We start from the raw sequence: 17,815 nt of genomic DNA, 5'->3' as shown, positions 1-17,815 counted from the left end.
TATGCGCAGAGGGCCTTATCTCTTCTTTCTTTTTTTCGGATTGCTGTTTATTTCGGCAGTAGGCATTGCGCAGAAAAAGGTAGGCCATGCACAACGTGGTGTATTGCGCTTAGACACTAGTCACGTAAATGTTCAGCCCTTTAACAAAGCTAGAATCAACTCCTACAAACAACAGCGAGATTTTAACTATGATACCATTTCTACAGAGCGCTCTCTTTGGGATAGATTTTGGATCTGGTTTTGGAGAAAATTAGGAAATTTATTAGGCGGAACCGTCAGAAGCCCCATCTCGAAGTATTTTTTTATCGGCATTGGTATAGCCTTAGTTGCTTTTATTCTATACAAAGTAGCTGGAGCAGAAGCACTGTTTAGCAAAAAATCCAAAGAAACATTTTTACCTTATGATGTACTCAATGAAAACATACACCAAATAGATTATAAAGCAGAATTAGCTAATTTAATTGCCGATGGAAAATATCGGCTAGCGGTTCGCTTACTCTATCTTCAATCTCTCAAAAAATTAAGCGACAACAATAGGATATACTGGCGACCAGAAAAAACCAACTATAACTATTTGATGGAAATTAGCGACCCTAATTTAAAGTCTGAATTTACCCAGCTTACTCGCCAGTTCGATTACATTTGGTATGGAGATTTTCCTGTCGACAAAATTAAATTTGATCCAATCAACGAAACATTTTCTCATTTTATTTCGCAGATAAAATGAGAGGCTATAAAACCTATCTATTTCTGGGAATCGCTTTTATTCTAATATATCTTGTTGCGCAATACAATAAACCAACACCAACCGATTGGAATCGAACCTTTGTAAAAACCGACAAAATTCCTTTCGGTACATTTATCTTTTACAACAGCTTGGTTGATGTTTTCCCAAACAGCTCCATTATAAACAGCAATAAGCGCATCTACAATACGCTTTCAGACCACGAGAAAAAAACGGTTTACCTGATTATTGCACCTGAAATTAAATTGGACAAAGCGGACTCGGCGAAGCTCAGCACCTTTATATCCCAGGGAAACGATGTTTTTATTGCGAGTTACAGTTTCGGCGAAATCCTTTCTAAGCAGTTTAACATTAAAGTTGGAAGCAGTTTTAGCCAAAACCCTACACCGGTAAATTTTGTAAATCCTTTGCTTAAAAGCACCGCCGATTATGGGTTTGACAAGGGAGTTGGAGATAACTATTTTTTAAAAATAGACAGCACAAAAGCAACAGTTTTAGGAATAGCTGCAGGCGGAAAAGCAAACTTTATAAAGTATAAATTAGGAAAAGGAAATATCTTTTTAATGGCAGATCCGGGCTTTTACAGCAATGTAAATTTTTTAGATAAGTATGGTCCGGAATATGCGTCAAAATCATTAAGTTATTTAGCTGAAAATAAAAGAATTATTTACGACGGTTTTTTTACTAAAATACAAACGGAAGAAACTGATCTTTTCACGGTCTTTTTTAAAAATCCTTCCTTAAAATATGCGTACTATCTATCTATTTTTAGCTTGCTACTTTTTGTGTTGTACAATTTAAAAAGGAGGCAACGCATCATTCCACTGCAAGAGTCTTTTAGCAACGCTAGCCTAGAATTTGTGCAGGTTGTGGGTAGTGTTTATTATCAAAATAGAAACAATCAAGACATTGCGCAGAAAAAAATAACTTATTTTTTAGCTTACCTCCGCAGCAGATATTTTTTACAAACCATCAAAATTGATAGGGAATTTTCTGAGTTATTGGTTCAAAAAACCGGAATTCACCAAGTGCAGGCCACCTACCTTACAAAATTACTTAGAGAAATACCTCAGGCAGAAAGCTTAAGCGATCATGCACTTATCGATTTAAACCAAAGCATAGAAAACTTTTATAAAAACACTCAAACCTATGGAACAAGAGCAATTTAACCCACGCACCGACCTAAGCGCGTTAACCGATGCGGTTAATAACATTAGGGCGGTTTTGGGCAAAATCATAGTTGGTCAGAAACAAGTAATAGATTTTTTAATTATTGGGCTGCTCGCAGACGGCCATATTTTAATAGAAGGTGTGCCAGGCGTAGCAAAAACGCTAAGTGCAAAACTTCTTGCAAAGGCTATAAAAGCAAAATTTTCTAGAGTTCAGTTTACGCCAGATCTAATGCCTTCTGACGTATTGGGAACACCCATCTTTAACACCAAAATTGGAGATTTCGAATTTAGAAAAGGTCCCATCTTCGGGAATATTATTTTGGTTGATGAAATAAATCGGGCGCCGGCCAAAACACAATCGGCTTTGTTTGAGGTGATGGAAGAACGCCAAATTACCATAGACGGAAAAACGTATCAAATGGACGAACCTTTTATGGTTTTAGCCACTCAAAATCCGATTGAGCAAGAAGGCACCTATAGATTACCAGAGGCACAACTAGATCGTTTTTTGTTTAAAATTGAGGTTAAATATCCATCATTGGAGGAAGAAAAAGCGATTCTTACTGCACAGCACGCCTTAATTAATAAAGATTTATTAAACAACGTAGAGCCGATACTTTCCATCGATCAAATTTTGGCTGCCAGAAAAGTAATTAGAAACCTCCATGTAGAACCTAACCTTTTAGATTTTATTGCGAAAATTGTAAGCGAAACCAGAAACAATTCTTCCCTGTACCTCGGAGCATCCCCGCGTGCGTCGCTTGCCATTGTCCATAGCGCAAAAGCATTGGCAGCGATGCAAAACAGAGACTTTATCACACCAGACGATATTATTACCGTGGCTTTACCGGTACTCGAACACAGAATTTTAATGTCGCCAGAAAAAGAAATGGAAGGTTTAACAACTACCGATATCATTCAACAAATTATTAAAAAGATAGAGGTGCCAAGATAGTCAGCGCAACTCTTAGTGCCTATTTTAAAAATCAACATCATTCAATTTGAAGAAAATCTTTAGCCTTTTTTATACGAATTTATTTCTAAACAGCCGTTTGTTTATGGCATTAGGACTTTGTGTAGTGCTATTTCTTTTGAAATTTTTCTTTGTTTGGCTAGCAGACATTCCGACAATTGCTTTTGGTGCGCTACTTTTGGCTTTTTTTGCCGATATTTTTATTCTATACCGTAAAAAAAACGGTATTTACGCGCATCGGCTTTGCCCAAAAAGATTAAGTAACGGCGATAAAAACCAAATTAGCATCGAAGTAAAAAATGATTACGTTTTTGCGGTAACTGTTAAAGTTATAGACGAAGTTCCACATCAGTTTCAGCTGCGCGATAAAACCTTTTTACTTGCGCTGAAAACAAACGAGACAAAGTCGATCCACTACTCACTTCGACCAACGAAACGGGGAGAATATGATTTTGGCTTTATAAGGGTGTTTGTCCAGTCGCCGATTGGCTTATTGGCGCGCAGGTACAATTTTAATGCGCAAACCATTCTTCCCTCTTTTCCTTCTTTCATTAATCTTGGGCAGTATGAACTGATGGCTATTTCGCAACATTTACAAGCTTTTGGGATTAAAAAAATTCGTAAAATTGGGCAAAGCAACGAGTTTGATCAAATAAAAAACTACGTTGGCGGCGATGACATTAGAACCATTAATTGGAAAGCAACTGCGCGGAAGAACGAGTTAATGGTGAACAATTTTACCGATGAAAGATCTCAAAATATTTATTGTGTAATAGACAAATCCAGGGTAATGCGTATGCCATTTGAAGGGTTGAGTTTGCTAGATTATGCCATAAACGCTACCGTTGCGTTGGCTAAAGTTGCTATGCTGAAACAAGATAAAGCAGGTTTAATTACCATTTCAGATAAACTTGGCACCGTACTGCCCGCAGAGAAAAAAGCTTCTCAACTTGGAACTATTTTGAATATTCTATATAAAGAAAAAACCAGATATTTGGAAAGCAATTTAGAAGCACTTTATCTCGCTGTGCGAAGCATAATTAAACAGCGTAGTTTGGTCATATTTTTTACCAATTTCGAAAGTCTTTCTGCACTGCAACGCCAAATGCCTAATCTTAAACGTATTTCTCGATATCATTTATTGGTTGTTGTTTTCTTTGAAAACACCGAATTGAAAAGTTTGAGTAGCAACCATGCCGAAGATGTAGAGGGAATTTATCACCAAACCATTGCCGAGAAATTTATTTACGAGAAAAAGCTGATGGTAAAGGAGCTTAATCAACAAGGAATTTTATCTATACTTACTCCGCCGCAGGCGCTAACCATAAACGTAATAAACAAATACCTAGCGTTAAAGGCACAGCAAAAAATCTAATTTTGATCAGACTTTTTTTTCGTTACCAGAATGTATTGTTCGATAATCTTTTGGGCGTTTTTACACGCTGTCCATTATATCTTCTCTCGGCTTAATTGGCCGAGAGAAGGATGCCATTTCCATCGTTAACGCAAAGAAAAACAGCACTTTGAGCCCAAGCCGACCGTTAAACGCTCATGCATGTGATTCTGCTTCCCTAACCAACACGGAACGTTTTACGCCACGTAACCGAAGTTTCTTTTTACCTGCCCGCGTACCTAAACGTGATGGAAGTGATAGCCCCGAGGAACGAGGGCTTTAACGGACAGCGCGACCAACATTAATCGAGCATAGAACCCTGCTTTTCAAAAAAATGCGTCTAAATAAAATCAAGCGAACTAAACTTCTTGTTCAAGATGCTTGCGTTATCTACATCTAGCCATTTACTTAAAATCGTTCCATAAACCTGCCTAAAATCCAATTGATATTTTAAATCTCCTGTGTCTAAATCGCTCAAATTAGGGGCGGCATTAAAGATTCCTGCTTTTTTTAATTGACCGCCATAAACAAACATATTGTTTGCGGTACCATGATCAGTTCCATTACTTGCATTTTGCTCTACACGACGGCCAAATTCAGAAAAAGTAATCACCAAGGTATCGTCTAATTTGTTGTTTTGCTTTAAATCTTTTAGAAAAGCGGCCACACCATCGCTGTATTGTTTCAACACATGTCCTTGTTGCCCCAATTGATTTACATGCGTATCAAATCCGCTGAGCGAAACGTAATAAACCTTAGTTTTTAATCCCGATGAAATAAATTTAGAAACCGTATTTAGCTGCTTTGCAAAATTAGTATTTGGATATGCTGCTTTCGATTGATATGTTTTTGAAGTCTCCTCTATATAATTGGCCGATGAGGAAGTCTCGATCATCGTTTTGTAGAGGTATCCCAAATTATCCTCAGAAAGATGCTCTTTATCATGCTGCACCATGTTTTTAAAAAATGGGTTGTTGGTATTTCTATAGAGTGCAGCGGGATCTTTTAGCGCGATACCTTTTTTCCCTTCACCCTTCATGGCCAGAGAAAGCGTATCATCAACTTCAATAGCAGTGTAAGGAAATTTACAGGTTTGGCAATCGCTGTCTAAATATCTTCCAATCCAACCGGTTGTTAAAAACTGATTGCTATCGCTAGCGGTTTGCCAAATGTCCATAGATCTAAAGTGTGATCGATCTGGATTTGGGTAACCTACATCGTTAATTACAGTCATCCATCCATTGTCGTAAATTTCTCGCAAAGCAGCCATGTTCGGATTCAGCCCTTGCATGTCATTAAGCTTTAATATGTCGTTTTGAGGGATGGCAATTGAATTTCGCTTTTGGTAATAAATATCGTTGCCATAAGGAACAACCGTATTTAGGCCATCGTTACCACCCGAAAGTTGTATCACAACCAAGTTTTTATACAAACCGATTTGATTTAAAGCCATGGCTTCTAAAGGTTTCAAAAAAGCAGGTACAAAAAAAGTTCCTGCAGCAACAAACCCACTATTTCTTAAAAAATTTCTTCTGTTCATCGCTTTAACTTAGCAAAGTTGATATTCTGGTGTACTCGTAATTTCCACTACGGTACTTTTTAAACTCTTATTGTTGACCACCATGGATTTCAATTTATCGCTTAAAGGCGGCTGCAATAAAAACGAGGCTAATTTTCCAGGACTGATGTTATCTGGCAGTGTTTTTAAAAATTCTGGCCAATCGGCAGATGCGTTAATGTAGCTCTTTGCCATTTTAGGCTTGGTGATTTTGCCTAATGCAATAAGCGCTTCATCTTCAGGATCGGCTTTACCGCTAAAATCTATTTGTCCATCATCCAACACCAGCGAGGGAATTCGCATGCGGAGCATTAAAGATGAGCTATCTATCCAACTCTGGCCGCCTGGCCAACCTGCAACATTTGGCGGATTAAATAAATACTGCCCTAAACTAGTTTGTAACTGAATCAAAACCTGTGGTCTATTATAAGTCACGTAAAATTGCCTGCTAAGACCAACAATGAACTCTGCTGGAGATTTAATTTTATTTCCAACATTCTCATTATTTTGAAACCAATCGGCTAAAAACACTTTCCTCATCAACTCCTCAATGTCGTATCTAGAATGGTAAAAATGATCTGCCAACTCCTTAACATGCATTTCATTAGGCGTATCGTTTACAAAAAATTGATACACTTTTCTGCTGATGAATTCAGCTGTTTTCGGATTGGCCAAGATCGCATCGATAATGTATTCTCCATCGAAACTCCCAGTTTTTCCGAAAAAGGTCTTTTCTCCTTCATCATGTAGTCTATCTTTAAATTCAAATGCACCATCTTTATCATACATCCAACCGGTAAAAGCACGCGCAGATTCCTTAACATCAACTTCCGTGTAATTTCCTCGGCCAATGGTAAAGAGTTCCATCAATTCTCTGGCAAAATTTTCGTTAGGATGCCCTTTTCTATTCTGTTGGTTGTTTAAATATGATAGCATCGCCGGCGACTTTGAAACGGCCATTAATAAATTCTTAAAATTGCCTAAGCCTTCGTTTCGCTGAATGTTATTGAGCTGCTGCGCATACATCGGAATTCTTGTCCTGCACGCAAAATGACCATGCCAAAACAGCGTCATTTTCTCTCTGAGCGGGGCTTTAGTATTGATCATCTTTTCTACAAAGCCGATGTTTAGATCTCTACTTTTATCATTTTGTTGCCTAATGATGTCTTTTTTAAGCTGCTTTTCCTCTTCGTTCAGTTGCGCCTTTTTTTTATACAGGCCTGCCTGCATTAACATTTGGCTTTTTGTTTCGGTTACATCGACTAACGAAATGTCGTCGTCTTTCCTCGCTTCCTTAAAAAGTTCTTTTACCACTTTTTCGTAAGGCCTTTTACTTACGTTCTGCAATTCACTATAAGAAATTCCGAAACCTGCCCTACTGTACAGGTGTTTGATCTTTAGCGCATTCTCATCTACATTCATGAAGCGGTGTTTTAATTGAGACAAACTCTTGTACTTATGGTTTAATCAATTTTATGTTTTTTATTTTTGGAGATGGTTTTTCGACTTGTAGACAATGAACTCGTTTTCCCAAACCCAAATTTGGCAGATGAAGATGGTTTATTGGCCGTTGGCGGCGATTTAAGTCCGGCGCGACTCACATTAGCGTATCACAATGGTATTTTTCCTTGGTATAATGAAGACCAGCCGATCATGTGGTTCTCGCCGCCAGAGCGATGCGTTATTTATCCCGATAGGATAAAAATAAGTAAAAGTTTAAAGCAAACCATTAGAAGTGGAAAGTTTACCGTAACGCAAAATGCAGCTTTTTCAGAAGTTATAGATAGCTGCGCAACAGTTTCGAGAAAAGATCAAGACGGGACGTGGATTGGAAACGATATGCTAGTAGCCTATAAAAAACTACATCTACTTGGCCTAGCTCAGAGCATAGAAGTTTGGGAAAATGAAAACCTGGTCGGCGGCGTATACGGTATAAAAATCGGTCGAATTTTTTGCGGCGAAAGTATGTTTAGCAAAGTTTCCAATGCATCTAAAGTGGCTTTAGCAAGTTTGGCTAAAACCAACATCGACTTGATTGATTGCCAAATAGAAAATCCTCATTTAATAAGTATGGGTGCTGAAATGATTCCTAGGGCACTTTTTTTAACTCTGTTAAAAGAACAATTTTAATTCTCGCCGTCTTCAACACCTGCGTCTCGTTGCTCTTTTAATGCACGTTCAATTCGTCGATCTGGGATGATCCAAATCATTGCTACAATTGCGTACATACTTGCGCCCAAATATGGACTTACAAAACACAAACCCATGCCCAAGAGGTAAAGTACAACACTAGCTTTTTCCTTAGTTGTGTTGTTCGCAACCTTTTCTATAACTTCATTTTTCTCTGCCGAAGCATCGATTAACTTCAATAACATAGCAAATGCAATGGCACAAAATAACAGTATGGCTCCATAAACTACTACAGGCCATAGCCTAAAACCCCGTTCCCCCATCCATGCGGAGGTAACAGGAATTAACGACAGCCAAAACAGCAAATGTAGATTTGCCCATAAAATCTTCCCATTAATTGTTTTGACAGGATAAAAAATGTGATGATGATTGGTCCAATAGATACCAACGTATACAAAACTCAAAATGTAGCTTAAAAACTTGGGAATTAACGGTTGCAAGTTATCTACATCGGCGCCTGATGGTACTTTTATTTCTAAAATCATGACGGTAATAATGATGGCAATTACTCCATCGCTAAAGGCTTCTAATCGACCTTTTTTCATGATTTAATCCACATAAAAATGAAGAAAAATTAATTTATAACAAACCTCTAAAGATCTCTTACCCAAATATTTCTAAAGCTTATGGCAGGACTTGGGTCTCCGTGATCTTGAAGTTTAATTGATGAAGGTCCGTGTGCTTTATATTCTGGCTTACCGATGTATTTTGTTGCTCCGGTTAATACAAAATGATTTTCTAGCACCACGCCATTTAAAAACAAAGTAACGGCTGCAGGGCTTTTTAAAGTTCCATCGTCATTAAATCTCGGTGCTGTCCATAAAATATCATAATACTGCCATTCACCGGGCTTCTTGTTCGCATTTGCTAAAGGAATGGCTTGTTTATACACACTCCCAGTTTGTCCGTTTACGTAAGTTTTGTTGTTATAGGCATCCATAATCTGGATTTCATAACCATCATCTCCGGGGCCTGTAGACGCCAAAAAAACACCACTATTTCCACGAGCCTGTCCTTCGCCTGTAATATTGGTAGGAATTTTCCATTCCAAATGAAGTTGATAATCTAAAAATTTCTTGTTGGTCTCTATATTCCCAGTGCCCTTTTTAACTGTAAAAAAACCGTCGTCTATAGTCCAAGCCGCCGGTTGAGCCGGATTGTTTACAGAATGCCATGCATCTAAGTTACGGCCATCAAACAACATAATGGCATCAGAAGGTGCATCTTTGGGTAATTTACCTGGTGTAACCACCTTTGGCTCAGGAGCCCAAATTTCTGTTGCTTTTGGGTCATTGGCGTTTTCCATTTTAGTGTCTTGTGCAAATGCAGCAACAGAGAATGCAGTAGATATTAGAAACAATAGTTCTTTTTTCATTGATAAATTGGTTAAGATTTTAAATATAGACAGTTTATCGTGGAATAGAAATAAATTGGACGATTTAAAAAACAGTTTCTTGAAATAAAACTTACAAAGTCCCTAAAAGAACGAGAGGTAACAATAGCCTACTCCACTTTTCGATTTCAAATTCACTTCAATTAATCCAGAACTACATTAAGATTTTTACTTAACTTTTCATCATGATGGATTTCCAATTTCGAAAGCAGCCTAATCAAATCTATCTTCTCCAAATGAGACAGTGGCTCTGCGACCCTAGCCGATGCAGTCTTTATGTTCTGCATATTTTGGCTCAATAATTCTTTCCCTTTTTCTGTGATGGAAATTAATTGGCTTTTCCTATTATTCTCTAATTTACTTTGCACCACTAAATCACTTTTGATCAACCGATTTACCACTTGCATGCCAGCAGATTTTTCGTGCACATTTAAGCGAATCAGTGCGCTCTTAGTCATGCTGCCCAGAGATACAAGACTTATTAAGTAAATGAAATCGTCGGGTGTCGAAAAACTTGTATCCACAATGGCAGATTTCGCATAAAGTTTTGCATACCTATATAAGTGCACAATTGAAGTATTTATAACGCTATCTGGCGAACGTCCTTCAGCCCTTCCCTGCCAAATAAACTCATCAGATTTCGGCTCGCTCACCTCTTGCTTAACAAGCCATTGTGCAAATAAATGCACATCTGTATTGGATTTTTCTGTTTCCTGCTCAAATTTTTTAACTAAGCCCAGTAAATTCTGCATCAAATCGTAGTACATCTTTAAATAATTTCCTCAAAAATAAATCATTTTAAGTATACATAATTACCTTTTCTAATAATTTGACCAACTAAAATACTCCAAAATAGCCTAAATGGTATATTTTTATACTTAAAAAGATGAGATTTGTGATTTTGTCTAAAAACTTAAAATCGAGAAAAGATCGAACTAATTAAGGTAGCGAATGCTTTAATTCCAATCATTGCTACACCGCAAATGGTTGAAAAGTAACAATCAGCTTAAACGATGGTGCAGGTTAAAAGAAATTAAAATGCCACTTAGGTTTTATTGTTTAAGTAGATAATCAAGCGGTTTTACCTTAAAATTTTTACACTGTAACCGTTCATTTTGGAAATGAAAGGTCTCGGGCATCCGATAGATGCCTGAGACCTTTTTTCATTTAATTGTTGAATTCAAATCTATGAAATGCTTGGAGCTAAGCTTTTAATTGGTAAGGCCGGGAGGCGCGGAAATAATAGGCATCTCTATAATTAATATTATCGATTTTAATACACGTTAATGCATTTGGAAATATTTTAGGCGTTCCCCCTAAGACGGGTCGCGCTTTACGTTCCAATCTTTTTGGCTCGTTCTTCGCAAAAAGGGCTTCCGCTACAATCGCTAATGCAGAATGACCGTCAAATACGAGCGCTAGAGATGGAAATATTAAAGCGCGCAAATGCGTAGTAATGTATTTAGATCATAACGTTACAAAAAACCCAATATTCTCGATTTGCGACCAGTGTGTACCAATAGTGACAACTCATTAATTTAGCATTTTGTTATTGGAGATCAAAAATGCAAGCTCTTAAAATAAAACGCTATAAATTATTCTCAACATAGGTTTCGGTTACAAAGATTTCATCAGCAACCTGTTCAGCTTCACTTTGTGCAATTAATTCTACTGAAGGGCAATAACCAGTATAACCCCTGTAAAGCAATCCGGCACCAGCTGTAGCTCCCAAAACACCCATAATGGGGTGCCGAAAAATATTTGTCAAGCCTTTAAATAGTAAATAAGAGCCTACAACACCAGACAATACGCGTTCAGATTCTGAAATATTTTCGTATAATTCTGGATGTACCCATGCATCTTTAATCTTTTCTATGGCATTGTTTAATTCTGCGTTTGTCATGATGTATCGTTATAATGAGATGATATAACAAAATGAGAAAGATTCAGTTTGATATTGGATAAAAAAAGGTATAAATCCAGCGGGAAAATTATTTCTCAACGAGATGTTTTTCTCGGTCTATCTATAAAACAAAAATAATTTAACTTAAAATTTCTCTAATATCATCCTTACTCAACGATTTGAAAAAACTTTCTTCGGTGGTGATTAAGGCATTTGCAAGCCGCTTTTTACTATTCTGTAACGCTAATATTTTTTCTTCGACGGTGTCTTTTGTTATGAATTTATAAATAAATACCTTTTTGTTTTGACCAATGCGATGCGTTCTATCAATCGCCTGTTGCTCTACTGCGGGATTCCACCAAGGATCTAAGATGAAAACATAATCAGCTTCGGTCAAGTTTAATCCTACGCCACCTGCTTTTATCGAAATTAAAAAAACCTTAACGTTATCCTGTGTTTGAAATTCTTCTACAATTTCACCACGATTTTTAGTGGCGCCATCCAAGTATTTAAATGCAATCTCCTCTTTCTCAAAATAACGCTTAAAAATGCTGAGGTGTTTTACAAACTGAGAAAATACAAGAACCTTATGCCCGCCTTTAAGCACAGTTTCTAAGGTATTAACCACATTTTCGAACTTCCCAGAATCTGATTCGTATTCAAGGTCTACCATTTTAGGATGGTTGGCCAATTGTCTCAAAGCAGTCAATCCTTGCAAAAGCTGAACCTGTTTACGTGCGAAAGTTCCGTCGTCCATGCTTTGTAACAAATCGTTACGGTAAGCCGATTTTGTCTTTTCATAACAAGAGGCTTGGTCCTCACTCATGTCGCACAGAATAATCTGCTCGGTTTTAGGCGGGAGTTCTGACGCAACCTGCTCCTTCGTTCTTCGCAATACAAATGGCTTGATGATAGACTGTAGCTTTCGAGCCTTCTCTTCGTCTTTCTTCTTTTCGATGCTCTGCACATATTCTTCATAAAAAAAAGACTGCGTACCCAAAAGCCCTGGATTTAGAAAAGTTAGTTGCGACCATAAATCGCCAACCGTATTTTCTACCGGTGTACCACTTAAGGTTAATCTATATCTGGATTTGAGACTTCTAACTGCTTTAAAAGATTTTGACGCCGGATTCTTAATGTTCTGACTTTCATCTAGAATCACATAATCGAAATAAAACATCTTAAGTTCATCTATATCAACTCGAGTAATCCCGTAAGTGGTAATTACTACATCATAATTTGCAAAATTTGCGACATCCTTATTCCTATAAGTTCCGGTATGAGCGACAACTTTTAGCTTTGGTGTAAATTTTTTAGCTTCGCTCAACCAGTTGTAAATTAGTGAGGTAGGCATAATAATTAATGAAGTATTCTGCAATTTTGCCAACTCTCCATCTTCCTTTACCTTTTGGAGTAGCGCCAAAGTTTGGATGGTTTTCCCCAAACCCATGTCGTCTGCAAGGCAACCGCCAAAGTTGTAGCTGCGCAAAAAGCTAAACCAGTTGAAACCCGCTTTCTGGTAATCTCTTAACTCGCCCTTAAAATGCTTAGGCATTGGAACATCGTCTATGTCTTCAAAATCTGCCAATTTCTGCAGTTTTCTTTCTAGGGTAACGTTGGCCAGATTATCTTCTGCTAAGTCATTAATAAGACCAATGTGATGCTTTTTTAATTTTAGCGTTTTGCCTGTCTCCGCTAAGCTAAAAAGATTGCCGTATTGGGCAAACCACTTCTCTGGAATGATCGCCACTTCTCCATCTGGTAATAAAAATTCTCTACGTTTATGGAGGATATGTTGCTTTAACGACAAAAACGGGATTTGATATTTGCCAAACCAGACAACTGCATAAATATCAAACCAATCATTCCCTTCTTTTATTTCGAGATCAATTTTATTTGTCCCTAATACAAACTTCTTTTTACCTGTTGCTTGTTGTATTTCGAAACCAGCATTTTCAAGCGTCTCGATATTTTCATTCACCCAATTTATAGGACCATATGCTAGATCTCCTTCGTCATCTGCAACCTCCAAATGACTGAAAAGTGCACTTGCTTTTCGTAGCCCCATTTCAAGCAACATTGCGTAATGCCTTTTTTCCCAATCTGCAGAGCGCTTAACTCTATGGAAAATATAATTGTCGTTAACTTTTTCTAATCTAACAGTTACTTTATGGGCATTTTCAACTGGGAATAGATAGTCGCCATAACTAAAGTTAAGTTGGATTTGAGAAATCCCTCCGTCTACATAAATAACCTTTAAAATAGGCTTTGCTGTAAATTGTTCCGTTCTAATTTCGAAACCCTCCGCATATACGTGGTGTTTTTCTATAAGCGGTGCAATAAATTTTTCAAAATAAGCTGCCTCCGTTGCTTTGGCTATAGAAATATATCGTCTATTTAAAAAAGGTTGGAGCTTTCTACCTTCCATCCCGGCTTCAAAATAATACAGCACATCATGTAATAGCATCCAAGCTGGCTGATTACTTACGATCTGCGCATCTTTAAACATAAATTCAATGCGCTGATTTTGATACTTGATGGTTGGGAAATACCGAGTTTCGGTTTCGGTTCTGCGAAAATGAAATAAAATGGTAGCGGCCTCTTGTGCAAATTCTATTTTTCGCTCAACTGGCCAGCCATCTTTATCCATTACATAAAGCTCATTTTTTGCTTTAAGCAGCTCAAGCGCTTCTGCCAACTTTCTTTCTATTTTAGGGCGGACGTTCTCATAAAATTTTTCATCAAATACCTTGGAAAAAAACTCTGTTGCCCTAATTACCTTTTTATAAAATTTTTTAATTATCGCGTCCTGTTCAATGTCATCTAGAAGGGCAATTAACTTGTGGTCTATCTCTTCTAAACAAGCCTTATATCCTTCTGCGGTGTGCGAAAATAAACGTTGGTGCGTAAAAGAAAAATCGTTATTTGGGTTGAGTTGAACTACGTGTGGCTCTATAATGTAGCCAAAATACTCATGCTTACATAACGAATAAACTATTTTGCAGGGTTTAGAACTATCTACTCTTAACATTAAGATGGATCGAATTTTTTTTGAGATGCACTTTTAACAAGCTTTAAACTTACAGTATTTGAGTTGTTTTAACAAAAATTTTAGATGAATTGAGTGGTGTTATAAAAATAAAAAGGCATATGACTAATTGCGGAGCCTTAGTCAACCACTATTTCGTAAAGTTGACTGTCATTTATTAAAAAATGTTAAATTGTGTTCTTTATTTACGCCCGATTTACAACATGGGACTTCATTCGCGAGTATCTCAAAACAAATTATGATTGCGAATACTGCGAGCAGAAAATGCAAAAAAGTAGCAGAAATGCCAAACTGAACTTAATGCTAGATAGAAAACTTTTTAAAAAAGCTTAATTAAAATGGAAATCGCATGATGACTAGCCAAAGAGTGCACTAAAGAATATTTGCAAAATTCCTGGCACAAAAATAATGGTAAAGATTAGTCCGGTTAAAGCGCCAAAAAGGTGCGCATCATGGTTAACGTTGTCTCTAGAATGTTTTGACGCATAAGCACAATAAACCAAATAAATTACTCCGAAAATAATCGCAGGAATGCCGATAGGAATGAAAAAAAGGTATATTTTAGAAAGCGGATTAAATAAGATATAGCTAAATAAAACAGCGCTAATTGCTCCTGACGCGCCTAAACTGTTGTAATGAAAATTGTCTTTGTTTTTGAAAACGGTAGGCAAATCACTCAAAATTAAACTCACAAAATACAACAGACCAAATTGCCAACTGCCAATTAATCTTTCTAATGTAAATGCGAAAGCATAGAAAGTAAACATGTTAAAAAACAAATGCATCCAGTCGCCATGAATAAGTCCGCTGGTGATAAGTGTGTAGACCTTATTTCCTCGAGAAACGCTATAGGGATGCATCATAAACTTCCCATAAATGGTATGATCATAAAAGGCATACAAACTGGTTATCATTGTAAAAACGAAAATAAGAGAGGCAACTGGCGCTACATTAAAGTATTCTAACATTTATTTTAAATTAAGATTCACTTCACTTTCTAATCGCGAAATAGGATATCTGTTGTGTGTTTTCTCGTAATATGCAGAGTTTTTATATATAAACTCCAGCTGTGCCGATCCGTTCTTCGCAAACTCCGCATCATTTGCCTTCTTATCGTCAAATTTTTTCCTTAACTCCGCATCGCTTTTTAATAAAGCAGCGCCTGTATCTTCAAACACGTAAGCTGAATAATGCTCTTTCATATCGAGGACTGAATCAAAAAAATTCCAGTTAAAAAAAGAGTCAATGCCCTGAGGCTCCAATGTTTCTACAATGTACCTATTAGAAGCTTGATTGACATAAACTACATAATCGCCGGCGTAGTAGTTTATCTTTGCGTTAATCGTTTTTAACTTCACATCGCTGTGCAAATAATGTCCTTCGTATGGTTTAGGAGTAGTTTTATATGTGTCGATGTAATAATTTTGAACATCAAGCATTACATCTTCTTTTAGCTCCCTTAAAACAACTCCATTAAGTTTGAGTAAATAGATCACTTTATCCCATGCTTTAGGTACGATATAGGCCAGGGGTTTTGTGACGGTTATGGCCGGTTTAAAGGCATTATATTCGGCAATATTTTTGGTAAAAGGTTTAGTTCTGTCGTAATATAACCTGTCAAAGCCACTTATTTCACTAGGCTTTTTAGCAGCTTTGAATCCATTGAAACTCAAACTGTCTTCCTTACTTTCATCCAATATCCAAGTAAGCGGGAAACTTTTTTGTTGCGCCACAAAATCATCAGCTTTTCGTTTATTGGCAACAATTTCTTTTGCATCTTTTTGAACCAGGCCTATATACGTTTGCAGTAATTTATAAGTAGCATCTACCCTCAACGGGTAATCTTTTAACATATGTGTTTCGGGCATAAAGCCGATTGTATTGTGCAGCGTTGTATAACCGGTAGAATATCTTGGCGATTCATTAAAACCTGTAATTCCGCCATCTGGCGTTTCATCTATTGAGTTTACATATGGAATAAGCGGATAACCCAAAGCCTTCATTTTAGCGTATAGATTAGGCAATAAACTAGCGGATAAATAGGAGGATAAAATGTGATTAAGTTTATCCTTTTGGGTGGGAATCAACGTCATTACGTATTGATAATCTGCTCCGTTACTTGTGTGCGTATCGACAAAAATTTCTGGTTGCCAAGTATTAAATATCAGTTGAAATGCAGCCGAGTTTTTAGAATCTGTTTTAATAAAATCTCGGTTGAGGTCTAAATTTTTGCTGTTCCCTCTAAAGCCATAAGCTTTTGGTCCGTTTTGATTTGCTCGAGACGTTGCGCTTCTGTTGTGGCTTCCGCCGATGTTGTAGATCGGGATAATGCCAATAACTACGTCTTTAGGCAAATTGTCTTTTTCTAAAAGATCTCGGGCAAGCATCATAGAAGCGTCAATACCCTCTGGCTCTCCCGGATGAATGCCATTGTTGATGAGCAAAAAACTCTTACCAGCTTTCTTAACTTCAGAGGGATCGAAAATTTCATTTTTTGAAAGCAGCAACAAATGTAAAGGCGCTCCAAAATCGGTAGTTCCGTATTCTAAAAGTTTTGCCTGGCTATAATGAGCTGCTAATTGTTTGTAAAAGGCAATTGATTCCTCGTATGTTGTTGTTTCTGTATGCTTACTGCGTTCGTAAGGAGTTATTTGAGCCATGGTTTTGCAACTGAATAAAATAATTAAACATAAAATTGCGCGCATAGGTACTTACTAATAATAACGAAATTTTCCAATAACATATTTAACTCCCACAGAATAAACATTATAAATATCTGGGCTTTTATTTAAAAATTTAGTGGCAGGATCATTGTAACCGTCCAACCCTTCGCCAATTGTAAGGTTACTTTGAGCATTTACATTGATAACAAAATTACTTACGAAGCCACTCTCCGCAATATAAAAATTGATTCCAAGATTAAATGGGAATACCGCATTGTAGCTATTGTCCTTCCCCGGAAAAGGCCCATATCCCGGATCGTCAGAAAAACTTGGCCTGTATCTAACCACGTCTATCATATGGTTTTTAATAACTCCGGCCCCAATCCCAACGTACAAACTTCTAATGGCATATAGAAACTCACTCCGTTCGACATTAAACAACCTACCGACCATTACTTTGCTATCTACTGTTAAAGATGCATATCTGTTGGCAAACTGCCTATTATATAAATCTGTTCTGATGTTTCCACCTTGTATAATACCAGTTTGTGCCTCCAAACCAACGGTGAAATAGCTAAAAGGATAATAATCCGCATTAAATGCAAAAGTATGCCCCCATTCGCCTTTTTTAACATCTGTGTAGGCATAGTTTGGGCCAATGTTTACGCCTGCGGTATATTTTAGTTCTTTGATTTGTGCAAAGGCACCTTCTATAACACATAGAAGAATTACCACCAAAGCAAACATGTTAAATTTAAACATCTAAATTTTTTTCG

General features: G+C 37.2%; 15 protein-coding genes. 5 read left to right on the top strand and 10 right to left on the bottom strand.

From position 1 onward, the window contains the following. Window position 1 precedes the first annotated feature (1 nt). The 4 genes from ACVWYG_RS04180 (at window position 2) to ACVWYG_RS04165 (ending at window position 4,265) form a co-directional block, all read left to right on the top strand. Window positions 2-727, top strand: coding sequence for a DUF4129 domain-containing protein (locus ACVWYG_RS04180; protein ID WP_457268888.1), 726 nt, complete (start codon window positions 2-4; stop codon window positions 725-727). After that, window positions 724-1,914, top strand: coding sequence for a DUF4350 domain-containing protein (locus ACVWYG_RS04175; RefSeq protein ID WP_457268887.1), 1,191 nt, complete (start codon window positions 724-726; stop codon window positions 1,912-1,914). Before ACVWYG_RS04180 ends, ACVWYG_RS04175 begins: the two co-directional genes overlap by 4 nt. Beyond that, on the top strand, window positions 1,895-2,872 hold the full coding sequence (locus tag ACVWYG_RS04170) for an AAA family ATPase (RefSeq protein WP_457268886.1): 978 nt from the start codon (window positions 1,895-1,897) through the stop codon (window positions 2,870-2,872). The genes ACVWYG_RS04175 and ACVWYG_RS04170 overlap by 20 nt, the downstream gene beginning before the upstream one ends. Window positions 2,873-2,975: 103 nt before the next feature. After that, window positions 2,976-4,265: a DUF58 domain-containing protein gene (locus tag ACVWYG_RS04165; RefSeq protein ID WP_457268885.1), complete on the top strand. Its 1,290-nt coding sequence runs from the start codon at window positions 2,976-2,978 to the stop codon at window positions 4,263-4,265. 358 nt (window positions 4,266-4,623) lie between these two features. Here ACVWYG_RS04165 and ACVWYG_RS04160 read toward each other — a convergent pair whose 3' ends face one another. After that, window positions 4,624-5,823, bottom strand: coding sequence for a DUF1501 domain-containing protein (locus ACVWYG_RS04160; protein WP_457268884.1), 1,200 nt, complete (start codon window positions 5,821-5,823; stop codon window positions 4,624-4,626). 9 nt (window positions 5,824-5,832) lie between these two features. Continuing rightward, window positions 5,833-7,263 (bottom strand): DUF1800 domain-containing protein, encoded by a 1,431-nt coding sequence (locus tag ACVWYG_RS04155; protein ID WP_457268883.1) that lies wholly within the window; start codon window positions 7,261-7,263, stop codon window positions 5,833-5,835. 72 nt (window positions 7,264-7,335) lie between these two features. Here ACVWYG_RS04155 and aat point away from each other — a divergent pair, with 72 nt between their 5' ends. Beyond that, window positions 7,336-7,971, top strand: coding sequence for a leucyl/phenylalanyl-tRNA--protein transferase (gene aat, locus ACVWYG_RS04150; protein WP_457268882.1), 636 nt, complete (start codon window positions 7,336-7,338; stop codon window positions 7,969-7,971). Here aat and ACVWYG_RS04145 read toward each other — a convergent pair. The 8 genes from ACVWYG_RS04145 to ACVWYG_RS04110 form a co-directional block, all read right to left on the bottom strand. Beyond that, a complete protein-coding gene (locus ACVWYG_RS04145) occupies window positions 7,968-8,576 on the bottom strand; it encodes a TMEM175 family protein (protein WP_457268881.1) in 609 nt (202 codons plus the stop codon). The genes aat and ACVWYG_RS04145 overlap by 4 nt on opposite strands. A 47-nt stretch (window positions 8,577-8,623) precedes the next feature. Next, entirely contained in the window at window positions 8,624-9,406 is a 783-nt protein-coding gene (locus ACVWYG_RS04140) for a 3-keto-disaccharide hydrolase (RefSeq protein ID WP_457268880.1), read from the bottom strand. Window positions 9,407-9,567: 161 nt separating this feature from the next. Next, window positions 9,568-10,191: a MarR family winged helix-turn-helix transcriptional regulator gene (locus tag ACVWYG_RS04135; protein ID WP_457268879.1), complete on the bottom strand. Its 624-nt coding sequence runs from the start codon at window positions 10,189-10,191 to the stop codon at window positions 9,568-9,570. Between the two features lie 821 nt (window positions 10,192-11,012). Continuing rightward, window positions 11,013-11,327, bottom strand: coding sequence for a YgaP family membrane protein (locus tag ACVWYG_RS04130; RefSeq protein WP_457268878.1), 315 nt, complete (start codon window positions 11,325-11,327; stop codon window positions 11,013-11,015). 139 nt (window positions 11,328-11,466) lie between these two features. Further along, window positions 11,467-14,358 (bottom strand): DEAD/DEAH box helicase, encoded by a 2,892-nt coding sequence (locus ACVWYG_RS04125; protein ID WP_457268877.1) that lies wholly within the window; start codon window positions 14,356-14,358, stop codon window positions 11,467-11,469. A 374-nt stretch (window positions 14,359-14,732) separates the two neighbouring features. After that, window positions 14,733-15,344 carry a rhomboid family intramembrane serine protease gene (locus ACVWYG_RS04120; RefSeq protein ID WP_457268876.1) on the bottom strand — a complete coding sequence of 204 codons (612 nt, stop codon included), beginning with the start codon at window positions 15,342-15,344 and terminating at the stop codon, window positions 14,733-14,735. After that, window positions 15,345-17,036: a M14 family zinc carboxypeptidase gene (locus ACVWYG_RS04115; protein WP_457268874.1), complete on the bottom strand. Its 1,692-nt coding sequence runs from the start codon at window positions 17,034-17,036 to the stop codon at window positions 15,345-15,347. It abuts the gene before it with no gap. Between the two features lie 54 nt (window positions 17,037-17,090). Beyond that, a complete protein-coding gene (locus ACVWYG_RS04110) occupies window positions 17,091-17,801 on the bottom strand; it encodes a hypothetical protein (RefSeq protein WP_457268873.1) in 711 nt (236 codons plus the stop codon). Window positions 17,802-17,815 lie beyond the last annotated feature (14 nt).

This window comes from Pedobacter sp. UYEF25, from assembly GCF_054061655.1.
This window is presented reverse-complemented; position numbering and strand designations above follow the sequence as displayed.

Coding starts and splice junctions, on each gene's coding strand:
- ACVWYG_RS04180 (WP_457268888.1), top strand. CDS start 2: ATGCGCAGAGGGCCTTATCTCTTCTTTCTTTTTTTCGGATTGCTGTTT.
- ACVWYG_RS04175 (WP_457268887.1), top strand. CDS start 724: ATGAGAGGCTATAAAACCTATCTATTTCTGGGAATCGCTTTTATTCTA.
- ACVWYG_RS04170 (WP_457268886.1), top strand. CDS start 1,895: ATGGAACAAGAGCAATTTAACCCACGCACCGACCTAAGCGCGTTAACC.
- ACVWYG_RS04165 (WP_457268885.1), top strand. CDS start 2,976: ATGGCATTAGGACTTTGTGTAGTGCTATTTCTTTTGAAATTTTTCTTT.
- ACVWYG_RS04160 (WP_457268884.1), bottom strand. CDS start 5,823: ATGAACAGAAGAAATTTTTTAAGAAATAGTGGGTTTGTTGCTGCAGGA.
- ACVWYG_RS04155 (WP_457268883.1), bottom strand. CDS start 7,263: ATGAATGTAGATGAGAATGCGCTAAAGATCAAACACCTGTACAGTAGG.
- aat (WP_457268882.1), top strand. CDS start 7,336: ATGGTTTTTCGACTTGTAGACAATGAACTCGTTTTCCCAAACCCAAAT.
- ACVWYG_RS04145 (WP_457268881.1), bottom strand. CDS start 8,576: ATGAAAAAAGGTCGATTAGAAGCCTTTAGCGATGGAGTAATTGCCATC.
- ACVWYG_RS04140 (WP_457268880.1), bottom strand. CDS start 9,406: ATGAAAAAAGAACTATTGTTTCTAATATCTACTGCATTCTCTGTTGCT.
- ACVWYG_RS04135 (WP_457268879.1), bottom strand. CDS start 10,191: ATGTACTACGATTTGATGCAGAATTTACTGGGCTTAGTTAAAAAATTT.
- ACVWYG_RS04130 (WP_457268878.1), bottom strand. CDS start 11,327: ATGACAAACGCAGAATTAAACAATGCCATAGAAAAGATTAAAGATGCA.
- ACVWYG_RS04125 (WP_457268877.1), bottom strand. CDS start 14,358: ATGTTAAGAGTAGATAGTTCTAAACCCTGCAAAATAGTTTATTCGTTA.
- ACVWYG_RS04120 (WP_457268876.1), bottom strand. CDS start 15,344: ATGTTAGAATACTTTAATGTAGCGCCAGTTGCCTCTCTTATTTTCGTT.
- ACVWYG_RS04115 (WP_457268874.1), bottom strand. CDS start 17,036: ATGGCTCAAATAACTCCTTACGAACGCAGTAAGCATACAGAAACAACA.
- ACVWYG_RS04110 (WP_457268873.1), bottom strand. CDS start 17,801: ATGTTTAAATTTAACATGTTTGCTTTGGTGGTAATTCTTCTATGTGTT.